General features: G+C 68.7%; 18 protein-coding genes and 1 tRNA gene. 9 read left to right on the forward strand and 10 right to left on the reverse strand.

Features of this window, described 5'->3' with window-relative positions; translation table 11 throughout:
* Positions 1-19 precede the first annotated feature (19 nt).
* Positions 20-799: an NIPSNAP family protein gene (locus tag PSV23_RS07230; RefSeq protein WP_300467366.1), complete on the reverse strand. Its 780-nt coding sequence runs from the start codon at positions 797-799 to the stop codon at positions 20-22.
* Positions 796-1,284 carry a DUF1579 domain-containing protein gene (locus PSV23_RS07235; protein WP_300467368.1) on the reverse strand — a complete coding sequence of 163 codons (489 nt, stop codon included), beginning with the start codon at positions 1,282-1,284 and terminating at the stop codon, positions 796-798. Before PSV23_RS07235 ends, PSV23_RS07230 begins: the two co-directional genes overlap by 4 nt.
* Before the next feature lie 90 nt (positions 1,285-1,374).
* On the opposite strand from PSV23_RS07235, the gene PSV23_RS07240 reads away from it, so the two are divergent.
* On the forward strand, positions 1,375-2,349 hold the full coding sequence (locus PSV23_RS07240) for a YafY family protein (protein WP_300467370.1): 975 nt from the start codon (positions 1,375-1,377) through the stop codon (positions 2,347-2,349).
* A 10-nt stretch (positions 2,350-2,359) separates the two neighbouring features.
* On the opposite strand, the gene PSV23_RS07245 is transcribed toward PSV23_RS07240, so the two are convergent.
* The 5 genes from PSV23_RS07245 to PSV23_RS07265 form a co-directional block, all read right to left on the reverse strand.
* On the reverse strand, positions 2,360-2,704 hold the full coding sequence (locus PSV23_RS07245; protein WP_300467372.1) for a hypothetical protein: 345 nt from the start codon (positions 2,702-2,704) through the stop codon (positions 2,360-2,362).
* A gap of 118 nt (positions 2,705-2,822) precedes the next feature.
* Complete coding sequence (locus PSV23_RS07250; RefSeq protein WP_300467374.1) at positions 2,823-4,352, reverse strand: UbiD family decarboxylase; 1,530 nt, start codon at positions 4,350-4,352, stop codon at positions 2,823-2,825.
* A 209-nt stretch (positions 4,353-4,561) separates the two neighbouring features.
* A complete protein-coding gene (locus PSV23_RS07255; RefSeq protein WP_300467376.1) occupies positions 4,562-4,810 on the reverse strand; it encodes a helix-turn-helix transcriptional regulator in 249 nt (82 codons plus the stop codon).
* Positions 4,811-4,850: 40 nt separating this feature from the next.
* On the reverse strand, positions 4,851-5,702 hold the full coding sequence (locus PSV23_RS07260) for an aldo/keto reductase (protein ID WP_300467378.1): 852 nt from the start codon (positions 5,700-5,702) through the stop codon (positions 4,851-4,853).
* 38 nt (positions 5,703-5,740) lie between these two features.
* Positions 5,741-6,619 (reverse strand): serine aminopeptidase domain-containing protein, encoded by an 879-nt coding sequence (locus PSV23_RS07265; protein WP_300467380.1) that lies wholly within the window; start codon positions 6,617-6,619, stop codon positions 5,741-5,743.
* A 128-nt stretch (positions 6,620-6,747) separates the two neighbouring features.
* On the opposite strand from PSV23_RS07265, the gene PSV23_RS07270 reads away from it, so the two are divergent.
* The 4 genes from PSV23_RS07270 to PSV23_RS07285 all read left to right on the forward strand — a co-directional run bounded on the left by PSV23_RS07270 (position 6,748) and on the right by PSV23_RS07285 (position 9,075).
* Positions 6,748-6,990: a DUF3297 family protein gene (locus PSV23_RS07270; RefSeq protein ID WP_055828666.1), complete on the forward strand. Its 243-nt coding sequence runs from the start codon at positions 6,748-6,750 to the stop codon at positions 6,988-6,990.
* Positions 6,991-7,136: 146 nt separating this feature from the next.
* The gene (locus PSV23_RS07275; protein ID WP_300467384.1) at positions 7,137-8,564 is read left to right on the forward strand and encodes a M20/M25/M40 family metallo-hydrolase; all 1,428 of its coding nucleotides are present in this window, start codon (positions 7,137-7,139) and stop codon (positions 8,562-8,564) included.
* A 73-nt stretch (positions 8,565-8,637) separates the two neighbouring features.
* On the forward strand, positions 8,638-8,937 hold the full coding sequence (locus tag PSV23_RS07280) for a hypothetical protein (RefSeq protein WP_300467386.1): 300 nt from the start codon (positions 8,638-8,640) through the stop codon (positions 8,935-8,937).
* Between the two features lie 53 nt (positions 8,938-8,990).
* Positions 8,991-9,075: transfer RNA gene (locus PSV23_RS07285), tRNA-Leu, on the forward strand.
* A gap of 3 nt (positions 9,076-9,078) precedes the next feature.
* Here the strand turns inward: PSV23_RS07285 and PSV23_RS07290 are convergent.
* Positions 9,079-9,261 (reverse strand): DUF3606 domain-containing protein, encoded by a 183-nt coding sequence (locus PSV23_RS07290; protein ID WP_300467388.1) that lies wholly within the window; start codon positions 9,259-9,261, stop codon positions 9,079-9,081.
* Between the two features lie 168 nt (positions 9,262-9,429).
* Here PSV23_RS07290 and pyk point away from each other — a divergent pair, with 168 nt between their 5' ends.
* The 3 genes from pyk (at position 9,430) to PSV23_RS07305 (ending at position 12,241) form a co-directional block, all read left to right on the forward strand.
* Entirely contained in the window at positions 9,430-10,869 is a 1,440-nt protein-coding gene (pyk, locus tag PSV23_RS07295; RefSeq protein ID WP_300467389.1) for a pyruvate kinase, read from the forward strand.
* A gap of 15 nt (positions 10,870-10,884) precedes the next feature.
* Positions 10,885-11,925 carry a DNA adenine methylase gene (locus PSV23_RS07300; protein ID WP_300467391.1) on the forward strand — a complete coding sequence of 347 codons (1,041 nt, stop codon included), beginning with the start codon at positions 10,885-10,887 and terminating at the stop codon, positions 11,923-11,925.
* Positions 11,926-11,986: 61 nt separating this feature from the next.
* Positions 11,987-12,241: a hypothetical protein gene (locus PSV23_RS07305; RefSeq protein ID WP_300467393.1), complete on the forward strand. Its 255-nt coding sequence runs from the start codon at positions 11,987-11,989 to the stop codon at positions 12,239-12,241.
* Between the two features lie 133 nt (positions 12,242-12,374).
* Here the strand turns inward: PSV23_RS07305 and PSV23_RS07310 are convergent, their stop codons facing one another.
* Positions 12,375-13,037, reverse strand: a complete 663-nt coding sequence (locus PSV23_RS07310; protein ID WP_370461013.1) for a ribonuclease HII — start codon at positions 13,035-13,037, stop codon at positions 12,375-12,377.
* The gene (locus tag PSV23_RS07315; protein ID WP_300467398.1) at positions 13,034-13,621 is read right to left on the reverse strand and encodes a DNA-3-methyladenine glycosylase I; all 588 of its coding nucleotides are present in this window, start codon (positions 13,619-13,621) and stop codon (positions 13,034-13,036) included. Before PSV23_RS07315 ends, PSV23_RS07310 begins: the two co-directional genes overlap by 4 nt.
* A gap of 93 nt (positions 13,622-13,714) precedes the next feature.
* Between PSV23_RS07315 and PSV23_RS07320 the strand changes: the two genes are divergently transcribed.
* Positions 13,715-14,914: a patatin-like phospholipase family protein gene (locus tag PSV23_RS07320; protein WP_300467400.1), complete on the forward strand. Its 1,200-nt coding sequence runs from the start codon at positions 13,715-13,717 to the stop codon at positions 14,912-14,914.
* Positions 14,915-14,919: the final 5 nt, after the last annotated feature.

Consider the following 14,919-nt stretch of genomic DNA (forward strand, 5'->3'; position numbering starts at 1 on the left):
CGAGGCAAGTCCACGGAGCTCACCCATGCAGGCGCGACCGGGCCGTGGGTTCGAGGCGCAGGCGCTGGATCGACTGGTCGGCGAAGACGCCGCGCGCCGCATCGGCCGCCGCCGGGTCGGCGAAGGTGGCGAACCAGACCAGCACCCGTTCGCCCTCGCGCACCGGCAGGCGCGGGAAGCTGTTGGGGCTGGCTTCGGTGACCAGCACGGCGACCGAGGCCGCGCCAGCGTCGCGCAAGTCCGGGGCCGCCTCATGCCTGAATCGCTCCGGCAGGAGATCGTCAGGTCCGTTCAGGGCATGGACGCCGACGACCACGACGCCCCGACCCGGCCCCGAGGCCCCGACCGGCGCGCGCTCGCCCGGGGTGAAGCCCGAACCGGCGTCGAGTGGCCGCAGCAGCAGCACGTTGTCGGAATCGATCAGGGTAGCGTTGGCCGCGTTGCGATGGGCCTGCCAGACCGGGCCGAAATAGAAGGCCTCCAGCGCGGCCTTGCGCGCCTCCATGTCGGGAAAGCCGCGCAGCCAGACATAGCGGTCGGGCGCATCCAGGTCCCGGAACTGGCCGATGACGGTGGCGCCGACGGCCTCCTGGGTCTCGATGAATTCGCGCTCGAACAGATCGTTCAACACATCGCGCTGACCCGGATGCAGGGTGTACTGGCGCAACTCCACCACGGGGCTGACGATCATGTCGGGGTTCTCCAGGGGGCGGGCGATTGCGGGACGCCAGGCGGGGAAAAGCGTGCCGACGGCGGCCGCGCCCCGGACGACGGCTCGGCGATGGGGGCGATCGGTCATGCGGCGGCCCGGGTGAAGTCCATGACCCAGTTCGTTTCCCAGGTCGCGCCGTCGTCATAGGAGAAGGCCTGCGTCCAGCGGGCGCTGTCGCCAGTGATGTCGGACCAGACGTAGCGGGCGATGATGCGCCGGTCGCCGTCGCTGTCAGGGCCTTCCAGCGCGCAGCCGTCCGCGTTGAAGCGGCCGCGGACCGGCGGCTGGAGCTGACCGTTCAGGCTGTTGATCCAGTAGACCGACCACTCGCGCGTCCCGACATCGAGAGTGCGCAGGGACATGCCGGTCCAGCCGCGGGCCGGGCAGTCGATCTCGTCGACATTGACCAGGCCGCCGAGGCGCGGCTCGCAGTACGCTGTGGCGGGGAATGTATCCCAGTCCTGACCGCCGACGCCGCGCGCCTTCAGCCGCCGGTGGATGACCGTCCAGCGGCCGAACAGGAAGTCGAAGTCGTGGATTTCGGGCAGGGCGTCGACGGGATCGGCGGACATGGCGGGTTTCCTTCTCAAAGCGGCGATGCGAGACGAATACGACGCCTAAGCTGACACCTGCTGTCAGGATTTATCGGCGAGGATCGAAAAATGCGCGCCAGCCGACTTCTTTCCATCCTGTTGCTGCTTCAGACCCGGGGGCGGATGACGGCCGAGACCCTCGCGGCGGAGTTCGAGGTGTCGGTGCGCACCATCTACCGCGACATCGACCAGCTAAGCGCCGCGGGGGCGCCGGTCTATGCCGACCGGGGCCGGTCGGGCGGATTCCAGCTGATGGACGGCTATCGCACCCGGCTGACCGGCCTGACCGACGCCGAGGCCGAGACGCTGTTCCTCGGCGGCCTGTCGGGCCCGGCGGCGCAGATGGGCTTTTCCGGCGCGGTGACGACGATGCAGCTGAAGCTGCTGGCCGCTCTTCCGCCCGAACGCCAGGCGGCGGCCGAGCGGCTGGCGGGGCGGTTCCACCTCGATCCGGTCGGCTGGTATCAGAACCCGGACGAGGCCGAACGCCTGCCCGCCATCGCCCAGGCCGTCTGGACCAGCCGGCGCATCGCCGTGCGCTATGAAAGCTGGAAGGGCGAGGTGACGCGCGAACTGGAGCCTCTGGGCCTGATTCTCAAGGCCGGGCTCTGGTATCTGGCGGCCCGGCCGGCCGAGGGGCGATCACGTGAGCCGCGCACCTATCGCGTCTCGAACATCCTGGAACTGACCGTCGGAGAGGTGACGTTCGAGCGGCCCGCCGCGTTCGACCTGACCGCCTGGTGGGCAGAGGCCTCGCGCCGGTTCGAGGCCGAGATATTCACCGGTTCGGCGACCCTGCGGCTGTCACAGGAAGGCCGCCACCGGCTGGCGCGGCTGGGCGTGGAACAGGCGCGGATCGCCGCCCAGGCTGACGCGACGGCCGGGGACGGCATGGCGGACGTGACGGTGCCGATCGAGTCGGTCGAACACGCCGCCATGGATTTCCAGCGGCTGGGCGCCGAAGCCGAGGTGCTGGCGCCGGCGGCGCTGCGGTCGGAGATGCGCGACGCCGCCCTGCGTCTGGCGGCGCTCTATCGGGAGTAAGGCGCCGCTATCAGCGGTTCTTCTTGGCCTCGAGCCGGGTGACGATGGCCTGGAGCTCGGTGCGCCGCGTGGACTGCGCGTCGAGGTACGCCTGCTGATCGGTGGTCAGGCTGCCCTGGGTTTCGCCCGCGGCCCGAACCTCGGCGATCTGTTCGTCGATGGTGTCGATCTCGCTCTGGGCGTCCCACAGCTGGTTCTCTTCGGCCTCGCTCAGGCGCGGCGGAGCCGGACGGGCCCGGCGGGTCGGCGTGGCGCGGCCGCGGCCAGTGAGCACCTGGGCGTCCACGACGGTCGGGACCGAAACGACGGGCATGGCCATGACGAGGACGGCGGCGAGGACGAGAGCGGATTTCATCGGGAACGGTTCCATGGGAGACAAGCCGAACCCTGACGGTAGATTACGGTTTCGTCATCTGGAAAGCGTTTTGTGGTCACAATCGGGCGGGCGCCGGGACCACCGTAGCTTTGGCGCATCACTTCCAGATCGGGGTTCCATCTCCGGGCAATCCGAGCGTGTCCCAGATCTCGGACACACGCGACACGACCGCCTCGTCCATGCGGATCTCCTCGCCCCATTCGCGCTTCGTCTCGGGGGGCCATTTGTCGGTGGCGTCGAGGCCGATCTTGGAGCCCAGGCCGCTCTCCGGACTGGCGAAGTCGAGGTAGTCGATCGGGGTGTTCTCGATGACGGTGATGTCGCGCGCCGGGTCCATCTTGGTCGAGATGGCCCACATGACCTGTTTCCAGTCGCGCGCGTCGATATCGTCATCCACGACGATGACCCATTTGGTGTACATGAACTGGCGCAGATAGCTCCAGACGCCGAGCATCACCCGCTTGGCGTGGCCGGGGTAGGCCTTCTTCATCGACACCACGGCGATGCGGTAGCTGCAGCCCTCGGGCGGCAGCCAGAAGTCGGTGATCTCGGGGAACTGCTGGCGCAGCAGGGGGATGAAGACCTCGTTCAGCGCCTCGCCGAGCACCGAGGGCTCGTCGGGCGGGCGGCCGGTGAAGGTGGTCAGGTAGATGGGGTCGCGGCGCATGGTGATGGCCGTGACGTGGAAGACGGGGAAGGTCTCGACCGAGTTGTAATAGCCGGTGTGGTCGCCGTAGGGGCCTTCCGGCGCATGCTCGTCGAACAGGACGTGGCCTTCCAGCACGATCTCGGCGTTGGCGGGGACCATCAGGGGCACGGTCTTGCACGGGACCAGCTCGGCCTTGGCGCCGCGCAGCAGGCCGGCGAACTGGTATTCAGACAGGGTGTCAGGGACAGGCGTGACGGCGGCGAGGATGGTGCCCGGGTCGGCGCCGAGCACGACGGCGCAGGGCAGGGGGCCCTTCTTTCCCGCCTTCCTGTGCCGGGCGTAGTGCTGGGCTCCGCCGCGGTGGGCCAGCCAGCGCATGATGGCCTTGTCCTTGCCCAGCACCTGCATGCGGTAGATGCCGAGGTTGAAGTCGTCCTCGCGGTCGTCGGACGGCCCCTTGGTGACGACCAGACCCCAGGTGATCAGCGGCGCAGGCTCGCCCGGCCAGCAGCCCTGCACCGGCAGCGAGGTCAGGTCGATCTGGTCCCCCTTGAGCACCACCTGCTGGACCGGGGCCGTCTTCACCACCTTGGGCCGCATCGACATGACGGTCTGCATCAGCGGCAGCATCTCCACGGCGTCGCCGAGGCCGCGCGGCGGGGTCGGGTTGCGCAGGAAGGCCAGCAGCTCGCCGACCTCGCGCAGCTCGGCGGCGGTGGTGCGGGTCTTCTTCTCCATGGTTACGCCCATGGCGACGCGCTTCACCGTGCCGAACAGATTGGCGAGGCAGGGGATGGGGCTGACCGAGCCGTCGGGCATGACCGGCTTTTCGAACAGCACCGCCGGGCCGCCGTTGCGCAGCAGCCGGGTCTGGATCTCGGTCATCTCCAGATGGGTGGAGACGGGCTCGGAGACGCGAACCAGTTCGCCCTCGGCCTCGAGCATGGCCATGAAGTCGCGCAGGGATTTGTAGGCCATGGAGCGTCCAGACTGATCAGTCTCCGCTCATCCCGGCGAAAGCCGGGACCCAGATCTTTGGTGAGGCACGGTGTCCTGGGTCAGGATCGTTGCCTCTCGGCGGCGCCGGAACGCCCAAAGCACTGGGTCCCGGCTTTCGCCGGGATGAGCGGGTGAAGAAATGCCTAGAGCGCGGCGGCTTCGCTGTCACGCAGGTTACGCTGACCGGGTCAGTAGGCCCGCGTATCCGACACCAGGGCCCACAGAGGCAGGTGCAGGGCGTTGGTGGCGGCGCCGATCTGGGCGGTGGTCAGATGGGCGCGGCCAGCCTCGGCGCGGCGGGCCTCCTCGGCGGGGATGTGAATCAGGGCGGCGACGTCCTCGATGGACAGGCCGCGGTCCTCGCGCCACCGCTTCAGCCTCGCGCCGACCGCCGCGTCGAGCGGATCGACGCCGGGGAAACCCAGCACCGAACCCATCTGGTCGCTCCCTGTCCGCGCGCCGTCTGATCGCGGCGCGTCAGGCCCATTCTTCATCCCATTTGAAGGCGGGATCAATCCAGTCGCCCAGACGGCCGTCGGGACGGGCGAGGGCGTGGATGCGATCCACCTCTTCCTCCGACAGCTGGAAGTCGAAGATGTCGAAACTCTCTTCGGCCCGGCTGACCCTGGAGGTGCGGGGGATGGCGATGACGTTCTGCTGGATCAGCCAGCGCAGGGTGACCTGGCCGGGCGACTTGCCATGCGCCTTGCCGATTTCGATCAGGGTCGGGTCGTCGGCGATCTTCCCCTGGGCCAGCGGCGACCAGGCGGTGATCGAGGAGCCCAGTTCCTTCGCGGCGGCCTTGAGCTTCGAGAGCTTCAGGTAGGGATGATATTCGACCTGGTTGGTGACCAGTCTGGCCTTCGAAAGCGCCTGGGCTTCGCGGAACTCGGCCGAGGGGAAGTTGGACAGGCCGATGGTCCGGGTCAGGCCCTGGTCCTGCGCCTCGTTCAGGGCGCCGAGGGTCTCGGCGAAGGACGGCTCCCGCTTCGGCCAGTGCAGCAGCAGCAGGTCGGGCGTGAAGCCGAGGCTGGCGGCGGATTCGCGGGCCTGTTTCAGCAGCCCCTCGCGGTCGAAATGCGCCACCCAGATCTTGGTGGTCAGCCAGATGTCGTCGCGGGCGACATGGCCGGCCTCGATGGCGTCGCGGATGCCGTCTCCGACCGCCGCCTCATTGTGATAGATCCAGGCCGTGTCGATGTGACGATAGCCGATGCGCAGGGCCTCGGCGACCATGGTCCGGGCCACCTCGGGCGTCAGGTTCCAGGTGCCGAAGCCCAGCAGGGGAATGGCGTGGCCGTCGACGGTGATCACGGGCTGGTCGGTCATGGAAGGCTCCGGGCCCGGAAGCGGGCGGGGGACGTCGTCTAACTAGGTCGCGTGGCGTCGGGTTCAACCAGCCAGTCGAACATCTCGTCCCACAGGCGCTCCATCCCCTTCCGGAAGGCGCCTTCGTGGCCGATGCGGGGCGCGCCGTAGTCGGACGGCCGGCGGACGACGACCTCGCCGGAAGCGTTCGGATAGACGGCCAGAAGAATGGGGGCGGTGACCGGCGTCGCGATCGGGTCATCGGTGAAGATCCATGAGCGGATCGGGGCGGCCACGGCCTCGAAATGGTGCGGCTGCAGCCGGTCCTTCAGCTCGTCGCGGAAATACGGCGCCTTCAGGCACCAGCGCCGCCATGTTGTGTAGACGCCGCGCGGCAGATCCGTCCCGGCCCACAGCCCGCCGCCCTTGATATAACCGCGCCGCATCAGGCTCCACGGGCCGTAGACCAGCCAGAAGAACAGCTCCAGCGGGTTGTAGGATCGATGGTGGCGACCCCAGTAGCCGCTGCCGACCGAGACGAAGGCGTGGCGCGCGATGCGGTGCTGGTTGGGCATGAAGCCGAGGAAATGGCCGCCGACGCTGTGGCCGACGTGGACGATGGGCAGGCCGGGCGCGGCGTCGGCCAACGCCTCCAGGGCGGCGGGCATGTCGAGCCGGCCCCAGTCCGGATAGTCCATGTCCATGGCGGCGAGATCGTCGGGCCGCGATCCGGCGATGCCGCGAAAGTCATAGGTCAGGACCGCCGCGCCCCGGCCGGCCAGGCGCCGGGCGAACCGGTCGTAGAATCCCTTGGGAAAGCCCGTCCCCGAACTGACCATGACGGCGACGGTCGGCTCGGCCGCGGAAACCAGACGCATCGACAACGGATAGCCGTCGGCGGCCGGGGCGGTGAAGTCGCGGATGACGAGGTCGCTCATGTCGAGTCCGTAGTTATTCGCAACGAACCTAATCGATTGACGCGGGGTCAGGTCAAGGGGTCTTGGACACGGCTCGCGCCGTCGGCTAAAGGCCGTCGCCACCCTGTTCCGCCTTCCGAGCGATCCTCATGACCGACGCCGCCCTTCCCGACCGCCTGTCCGTCGATCCCGACAGCCCCTTCCACGACGGCGAACTGCTGCAGAAGGGGATCGGCGTCCGCTTCAAGGGCGAGGACAAGACCAATGTCGAGGAATACTGCGTCTCGGAAGGCTGGGTCCGTCTGGCCGTCGGCAACCGCGTCGACCGCCGCGGCAAGGCCCTGACCGTCAAGCTGCAGGGCCCGGTCGAGCCGTACATCAAGGGCGAGTAGCCTCTTAACTGACGGCCTTGCAGCCCCGAGGTTGCCGTCTCGGCCTCGCCTTATGGCAGCAGTGTGAAAACTCTGGTCAGGCCGGCTTGTCCGTTTCCATCGCGCGGTCCAGGTTCCGGCTCCCTCGTTTGAGTCCCGGAGCCGTCATGCGTCTGTCCGTCCGCCTTCTCGCCGCCAGCGCGCTCGCGCTGACCCTCGCCACGCCCGCCTTCGCCCAGGACGCCGCGACCATCCAGCGGGCGGAAACGATCCGGGACGCGGCGCTCAACGAGAACATCGCCCTCGACTATGTGACCCAGCTGACGACCCGGTTCGGGGCGCGGCCGGCGGGATCGAAGTCCGAGCAGGACGCCTCGGCCTGGGCCGCGGACTATATGCGGGCGCAGGGCTTCCAGAACGTGCGCATCGAACAGTTCCCCCTGGTCGGCTGGGAGCGCGGCGAGGAGAGCGCCTCGATCGTCGGCGACCATCCGCAGCGTCTGGCCGTCGCCGCCCTGGGCCATTCGCCGGGCACCAATGGGGTGATCGAGGCGGAGGTCGTGCGTTTCGACAGTCTCGAGGCGCTGAACGCCGCCCCGGCCGGATCGCTGGCGGGCAAGATCGCCTACGTCGACGCCGGCCAGATGGTGCGGATGCAGGACGGCTCGGGCTATGGCCCGCTGACGCGCATCCGGGGCGCGGGCCCGGGGGCCGCCGCCGCCAAGGGCGCGGTCGCCTTCATCATGCGCTCGGTCGGATCGGACGAGCACCGGATGCCGCACACCGGCACGACGCGATATGTCGAAGGCCGCGTGCCGTTGCCGGGCTTCGCGCTCAGCGCACCTGACGCCAGCCAGCTGTCGCGCCTGATCGCCATGCGTCAGACGGTCCGGCTGCGCCTGTCCTCGACCGCCCGGACCTATGAGACGGTCAGTCAGAACGTCATCGGCGACGTCCCCGGACGGTCGCGTCCGGACGAGGTCATCGTGCTGGGCTCGCACATGGACAGCTGGGACCTGGGCACCGGCGCCATCGACGACGGTGCGGGCGGGGCCATCACGCTGGCTGCGGCCAAGGCCATCGCCGAAAGCGGCCGGCGTCCGGCGCGGACGATCCGCGTGGTCCTGTACGGCTCCGAAGAGGTGGCCCAGCCGACCGACACCGGCAATGGCGGCGGGGCCTATCTGCGCGGCATCGGATCGGCGGTGGAGACGCATATCATCGCCGGCGAAAGCGATTTCGGCGCCGACCGCGTCTACGCCCTTGGCCTGCCGCCCGGTGCGCAGACCAGCGATTTCTCCCGGGCCGCGGCCCGGGTGCTGTATCCGATCGGCGTCCTGCCGTCGCCGCAGCCGGAACTGCACGGCGGGGCCGACATCGGGCCTCTGGCCGAGGCCGGCGTGCCGGTGTTCGGTCTGAACCAGGACGGAACCCGCTATTTCGACCTGCACCACACGGCCGATGACACGATCGACAAGATCGATCCGGAACAGATGAGCCAGAACGTCGCCGCCTGGGCGGCCCTGGTTTGGCTGATCGCGGATTCGGACGTGGACTTCCGGGCGATGCGGCCGGCGGCCGCGGCGGCTCACTGACCGGTTTCCCGCTTGACGGTCCTCCCCGGCGTGCCACGTTGAGGCGAATCCGGCTCGAACCGATGGGGGAATCATGAGCGACGACTATCAGGGCGGTCCGTATCCGCTGCAGCCGCAGAGCAACGGACTGGCGATCGCGTCGCTGGTCGTCGGCATCATCGCCCTGGTTCTGTCGTGGATCCCCCTGATCGGGTTCATCTCGTGGCTTCTCGCCCCGGCCGGGTTGATCATGGGCTTCCTCGCCCTGGCCAATCCGGTGGACAAGGGGATGGCCGTCGGCGGTCTGATCACCTCGGCCCTGGCGCTGCTGATCTGCATCCTGTGGGTGGTCGGACTGGGCGCGGCCCTGTCGTTCTCGGCGGCGAGCTACTGAGCACGCCCCGCATGGCCGTAGCCGGCGGGCGCTGCTAGATCACGCCGCAGGCCGCGAGCGTGGCGAAACTGGTAGACGCAAGGGACTTAAAATCCCTCGACTTCGGTCATGCGGGTTCGACCCCCGCCGCTCGCACCAACCTCAGCGCTTCTTGCCCAGTTCCGCGGCGATATCCTTGATCATGCGACCCGCCTTGCGATGGGCGGCGGCCAGCTGGTCGCGGGTCACGCCCCAGCGCTTCATCCAGTGTTCGACGGCCTGACGCTCGGACATGTCCAGCCGGTCCCTGTCGATGAAGCCGCGCTTGTCCTTCAGGCCCGCCATGGTCCGCTCCGTTGCTGCGCGTGAGGTAGCGCGAAACACGACTGTACGCGACCGCCCCGGTTATGCGGAATCGGCATAACTTCGTGTTTCTCGCAAAGAACCGCCCTTAACCCGGCGCGCTTTCATGGGCACAAGACGCAATCGCCCCTCAGGCCCTATGGATATTCGATGAAAAGAGCCCGGCGCGCCCGCATCGTCGCGACCCTGGGACCCGCCAGCCGGGCGCCCGGCATGGTCAAGGCCCTGGCCCAGGCCGGGGTCGACGTCTTCCGCCTGAATTTCAGCCACGGCTCGCATGAGGATCACGCGGCGGCGCTGAAGGCCGTGCGCGGGGCCGAGCTGGCGCTGAAGCGGCCCCTGGGCGTGCTGGCCGACCTGCAGGGGCCCAAGCTGCGGCTGGGCCGTTTCAAGGACGTCGAGATCGACGTCAAGCCGGGCCACAGGATGCGGTTCGACCTCGATCCCACGCCGGGGGACGCGACGCGGGTGCAGATGCCGCATCCGGAGATCTTCAAGGCCCTGCGCACCGGCATGCTGCTGTTGCTCGACGACGGGCGGGTGCGATTGCGCGTCAATGAGCGGGCCGACGACTGGGCCGACGTCACGGTCGAGAGCGGCTCGAAACTGTCGGACCGCAAGGGCGTGGCCGTGCCCGAGGCGGTGGTGCCGGTCTCGGCCCTGACGCCCAAGGACCGTGAGGACCTGGCCTTCGCCCTGCGCATCGGTGTCGACTGGGTGGCGCTGAGCTTCGTCCAGAAGGCCGAGGACATGGCCGAGCTGAAGCAGATCGTGAAGGGCCGCGCCGCCTGTCTGGCCAAGATCGAGAAGCCGCAGGCGCTGCTCGAGCTGGAGAGCATCCTCGACTACTGCGACGGGGTCATGGTCGCGCGCGGCGACCTGGGCGTGGAACTGGAACCCGAAGAGGTGCCGGTGGCCCAGAAGATGATCATCCGCGCGGCTCGCCAGCGCGGCGTGCCGGTGATCGTGGCCACCCAGATGCTGGAGTCGATGACCTCGTCCCCGGCGCCGACGCGGGCCGAGGCCTCGGACGTGGCCAACGCCGCCTATGAGGGCGCCGACGCCCTGATGCTGTCGGCCGAGACGGCCTCGGGCGACTATCCGCTGGAATCGGTCGGGGTGATGAGCCGGATCATCGAGCGGGTCGAGAAGGACCCGATGTGGCCCAGTCTGATGGACGCCGAACACGCCGGCATGGACGATTTCGACGCCGACGCCCTGGTGGCGGCCGCGCGCAAGGCGGCCGAGGCCCAGTCGACGGCCTGTATCGTGGTCTTCACCACCCTGGGCGGGACGGCGCGGCGGATGGCGCGCGAGCGGCCGCTGCAGCCGGTGCTGGCCCTGACGCCCAATCCGGACACGGCGCGGCGGCTGGCGCTGGTCTGGGGTCTGGAGACCCGACTGGGCAAGGAGCCGACCTCTCTGGAGGACGTGACCGAGGACGCGGTCAACAGCGCGGTCGAATACGACATGGCCCAGCCGGGCCAGCGTATCCTGATCCTGGCCGGAACGCCCTTCGGGGCGCCGGGGGCTGCGAATCTGCTCCGACTGGCCCATGCTCCGGCCAAGGGCGGCAAGTCGCGCGCCTGATCCTCAAGGATCGGCATGATCAAATACATCGGGTCGAAGCGGGCTTTGCTGACGCAGATCGCGACCGCGGTCCGCGCCGGCCTGCCTGACGGCGGCGCCGTATGCGACCTGTTCTCCGGCAGCGCCCGCGTGGGCCACGCCCTGAAGCGCGAGGGGTTCCAGGTCTGGTCGAACGACCACAACGCCTATGCCCACACCCTCGGCACCGCCTATGTCCAGGCCGATCGCGAGCGCTGGCTTGCAAAGGCGGAGGCCGTGCTGGCCGAACTGCGGACGGTCACGCCGGAAGCGGGCTGGTTCACCAGGGCCTTCTGCGAGGACGCCCGCTATTTCACGCCGGCGAACGGCGCCGTCATCGACGCCATGCGCGACCGGATCGCGGCCATGGGGCTGGAGCCCGAGCTGGAGGCCATCGCCCTGGTCAGCCTGATGGAGGCCGCCGACCGGGTGGATTCCACGGCGGGCCTGCAGATGGCCTATATGAAACAGTGGGCGGCTCGGGCGTTGAAGCCGCTGGAACTGCGGATGCCCGACATCCTGCCCGGCGTCGCGGCCGGGCCGTGCAAGGCCACCCACGCCGACGCCGTCGAACTGGCCCCGCAGGTCGAGGCCGATCTGGTCTATCTGGACCCGCCCTACAACCAGCATTCCTATCTCGGCAACTACCACTGCTGGGAGAGTCTGGTCCTGTGGGACAAGCCCGAGACCTATGGCATCGCCAACAAGCGGATCGACGTCCGCACCCGCAAGAGCGCCTTCAACAGCAAGCCCGGCATCGCCCCCGCGCTGCAGGCGGTGATCGAGGGGCTGAAGGCGCCGAACCTGATCGTCTCGTTCAATGACGAGGGCTATCTGGGTCGAGATCAGCTGGTCGGCATGCTGTCGGGCCGGGGCGAGGTGCAGGTGATCGAGATCGCCCGGCCGCGCTACGTCGGCGCCCGCATCGGCATCCACAATCCGAAGGGCGAGAAGGTCGGAGCGGTCGGTCGGCTGCGCAACGTCGAATACCTGTTCGTGGTCAGCGAACGCCCTGTCAGCCTGGCCGATGCGGCATGAAGGCGAGCGCAGGGAACCTCACGGATTCCCTGGCCGTTAGGGCGACATGGAACAGCTGTCGATGACCTCCGCCCGCCGTCGGTACGCCCACAACGCCTATGGCCGCACCGCGGACGCGTTCGAAACCGTGGCCTGGCGTCCGCCTGTCGCCCGGCGGGTCGACGCGCGCCCGGCCAATGACGGATATGGCGCTCACCACGCCGAGCCGAGCCTGAAGGAAATGGCCGAGGGCCTGCCGGCCTGGTTCACCATCGTTGTCGGCGGGGCCGTCGCCGCGCTGATGGGCGCCCTGCTGGGCGGGGCTTTGCAAGTTTGATTCCGCTCATCCCGGCGAAAGCCGGGACCCAGTTCTTTGGGCGATCAGCGCCAACCGTTTCGCGCGGTTGCTGATCCCACGCAGCTTGCCTCACGAAAGCACTGGGTCCCGGCTTTCGCCGGGATGAGCGGATTTATTGATCGAGCAACGCCCGGATCGGCGCCCAGCTGCGTCGATGGGCGGGGCAGGGGCCCAGCGTCTTCAACGCTTCCTGATGCACCGGCGCATTGTAGCCCTTGTGGCCGGCGAAGCCGTAGCCCGGGTATTCCACATCCAGTTCGACCATCAGCCGGTCCCGCGCCGTCTTGGCCAGGATCGAGGCCGCCGCGATCGACAGCGACAGGCCGTCCCCGCCCACCACTGTCTGCACGTCGCAGGGCAGTTTGAAGCGATAGTTGCCGTCCACCAGGGCCGCGACAGGCGCGACGGCCAGCGCCTCGATCGCACGGCACATGGCCAGGCCGGTGGCGTGCAGGATGTTCAGCTCGGCGATCTCCTCGACCGAGGCGAAGCCAACGCCCCAAGCGACTGCCCGGGCCTTGATCTCGATCTCCAGCATTTCGCGCCGCGCGTGGGTCAGGGCCTTGGAGTCGTCGATGCCCTCGGGCAGGTCGTCGGGGTTCAGGATCACCGCGCCCGCCGACACTGGTCCGGCCCAGGGCCCGCGTCCCGCCTCGTCGACGCCGCAAACTGGCCCGCCGCTGGACTGTATCAGAAGAACTTCAAGACCGAGCGTCGGAAACACGCGCGCTGCCTTGGGCTTTGCCCTTGCGGAGGTTTTCGACGGAGTCTTCACCGTCCGGTCCTCGCATGAACCTGCCGGTGACGGAAGCATTCGACGCCGTGATCATTGACCATGCCCACAGCCTGCATGAAGGCGTAGACGATCACGGGGCCGCAGAAGGTGAAACCGCGCTTCTTCAGCGCCTTCGCCATGGCCTCGGATTCGGCGGTGGCGACCGGCCGGGCGCCGCTGTCCGGCCAACAGTTCTGGATCGGCGCGCCGCCGACGAACGACCACAGCCATTCGCTGAAGTCCTCCCCGCTGTCGCGCATCTCCAGCCAGATCCGCGCGCCCTTGATGGCGCTGTTGATCTTGGCCCGCGAGCGGATGATGCGGGCGTCGTCCAGTAGCCGCTCGATATCCGCCTCGCCGTAGGACGCAATCTTCTCCGGGTCGAAGCCGTCGAAGGCGTGGCGCATCCCCTCGCGCTTCCTCAGGATGGTGATCCACGCCAGCCCGGCCTGGAATCCGTCCAGCACCAGCTTTTCCCACAGGGCCCGGGCGTCATACTCGGGCACGCCCCACTCCTCGTCATGGTAGGCGACGTACAGCGGATCAGTTCCGCACCAGGCGCAGCGGTGGAGTGAGTCGGACATGGGGTCAGGGTAGCGCCTGCACCGGCCGCGTGAAGGCGCGGGCTGCGTCGATCCATGTTATCATACACCCGACCTCCACCGGACGATCCCTCCATGAGACGTAAATCCGCAGCAAGCGTCGCTGCCGTGCTGGCGTCGCTGTGGCTGGCGGGGTGCGGCACCATCGACCGGCCGGACGATGGCGTCATCCGGCTGACCACGCAGTCATGGCGGCCGACCGAGGACCCCCGCATTCGGGCCGGCGACGTCGCCCAGGTCGAAGCCCTGGCGGAACAGATCGGCGCCCGGCTGTGGGCCGCCTCCGAAGGGCGCTCCATCCTCGCCCTGTCCGGCGGCGGCGCCAATGGAGCCTATGGGGCCGGGGTGCTGGTCGGCTGGACCGAGAGCGGAACACGGCCCGAGTTCAGCGTGGTCACCGGCGTCAGCACCGGAGCACTGGCGGCGCCCTTCGCCTTCCTAGGTCCCGAATGGGACGACGAACTGCACGGCGCCTATGCCGAGGGCCGCACCGGCGGCCTGCTGGGCTGGCGCAGCTTCGCCGCCCTGGCCGCCCCGGGCCTGTTTGACTCGGGCGTTCTGAAGGATCTGGTCGAGGCCTATGTGACCCCGGACCTGCTGCGCCAGATCGCGATCGAGCACGACAAGGGCCGGCGGCTGCTGATCGTGACGACCAATCTGGATGCGCAGGAGACGGTGATCTGGGACATGGGCGTGCTGGCGAAGCAGGGCGGGGACCAGGCCGTGGAGCTTTTCCGCGCGGTTCTGCTGGCCTCGGCCAGCATCCCCGGGGTGTTCCCGCCGGTCATGATCCCGGGCGTCGACGGCCAGGGACGGCTGGTCGAGGAAATGCATGTCGATGGCGGCGTGATCACACCCTTCCTGGGCATCCCGGAGGGCATGCTGACGGTGACCACGCCGACGCGGGCGCCGGACGGAACCGCCCTCTATGTCCTGATCAACGGCCAGATCGGCCGCACGGAGGTGATCACGCGCGGGACCCTGCCCGCCATTCTGGCCCGATCCTATGACACCATGACCAAGGCGAACCTTCGCACCGGCCTGGCGGTCAATCTGGCCTTCGCCGAACGCAATGGTCTGACCCTGCATGTCGCGGCGATTCCCGAAGGGACCGAGGCGTCCAGCCTCGACTTCGACCCCGCCTCAATGTCCGACCTGTTCGAGCGGGGGCGAACCGCGGCTGCCGGCGGGGTGGCCTGGACGGAGCTCAAGGGCCCCATGCCGGAACCGGCCGTCGAGCCGGTCGAGATCGCTCCGCCGGTCGCGCCCGAGTAATACGC

It is taken from the genome of Brevundimonas sp. (genome assembly GCF_029946145.1).
In the GTDB taxonomy this organism is placed as follows: domain Bacteria; phylum Pseudomonadota; class Alphaproteobacteria; order Caulobacterales; family Caulobacteraceae; genus Brevundimonas.